General features: G+C 68.8%; 1 protein-coding gene. It reads right to left on the bottom strand.

The window, feature by feature from the left end; all coding sequences use genetic code 11:
* Window position 1: 1 nt before the first annotated feature.
* Window positions 2-964 (bottom strand): IS481 family transposase, encoded by a 963-nt coding sequence (locus tag ACZ5ID_RS37060; RefSeq protein WP_468907227.1) that lies wholly within the window; start codon window positions 962-964, stop codon window positions 2-4.
* Window positions 965-1,078: the final 114 nt, after the last annotated feature.

Below are 1,078 nucleotides of genomic sequence, written 5' to 3' on the forward strand. Positions count from 1 at the left end.
CCTAGGTGTGTTGTCCGGACAGGTTGGTGACGCGGCTGGCTGGGGTTTGACCTGCGATGCCGGTGTGGGGTCGGTGATAGTTGTACCAGTTGATCCAGTCGCTAAACACGGCCTGTCGTTCGGCATCTGAGGCGTAGGGCCGCTGGTAGGCCCATTCCTCGAGCAGGGTGCGGTGGAAGCGTTCGACCTTGCCGTTGGTCTGTGGCCGCCAGGGCCTGGTCCATCGGGGGCTGATGCCCAGATCACGGCAGGTCTCGCGCCAGGTGTTCTTGCTGTAGGCCCAGGCGTTGTCGGTCAGGACGCGTTCGACGGTGATGCCCATGGACGCGAACCAGACGGTGGCTCGGGTGAGGAACGCGGCACAGGTAGGGGCGGTCTCGTCGGGCAGGTCTTCGGTGTAGGCGAGGCGGGTGTGATCGTCGAGGGCGGTGTGGAGGTAGGCGTATCCCGCCCCGTTGCGGCGGTCCTTGTTCGGGCTGCCGGCAGCCCGGCCGAGGACTTTGTGGCCGCCGCCGTCGGGAATCCTGCCGAGTTTCTTGACGTCGATGTGGACGAGTTCGCCGGGTCGGGCGCGTTCGTAGCGGCGGACGGGCTCCCCGGTGGCCCGGTCGAGTGCGGCCAGGGGCGGAAGGCCGTGCCGGGCGAGGATGCGGTGGGCGGTCGAAGGTGCGATCCCGCACCGGGCGGCCAGCCTCAACGGCCCGATCCGGTGCTCGCGGCGCAGCCGCAGGACGTGTTCCTCGATCTCGGCCGGGGTCCGCAGCGGCTGGTGGTGCGGGCGGCTGGTCCGGTCACTCATTCCGGCGATGCCGAGCTGCCGATAGCGGGTGGCCCAGCGGGCCGCGGTGGTGTGGCTGACCTGGAAACGTTCTGCTGCCCGGCGCACGGGCCAGCCGTCGTCGACGACACAGCGGGCCAGACGAAGTCGTCCGGTCTCGGTCAGCGGGGCGTTACGGTGGGGCACGAGGGCCTCCTCGGATCGGTGCAGATGTCGCAATCCACACCGAGCCAGAAGGCCCTCACCTCGTTCAAGCACCCAGCACGCGTGTCACCAACGTCCCGGGACAACACACCTAGG

The sequence above is a fragment of the Streptomyces sp. NPDC031670 genome (genome assembly GCF_055580545.1).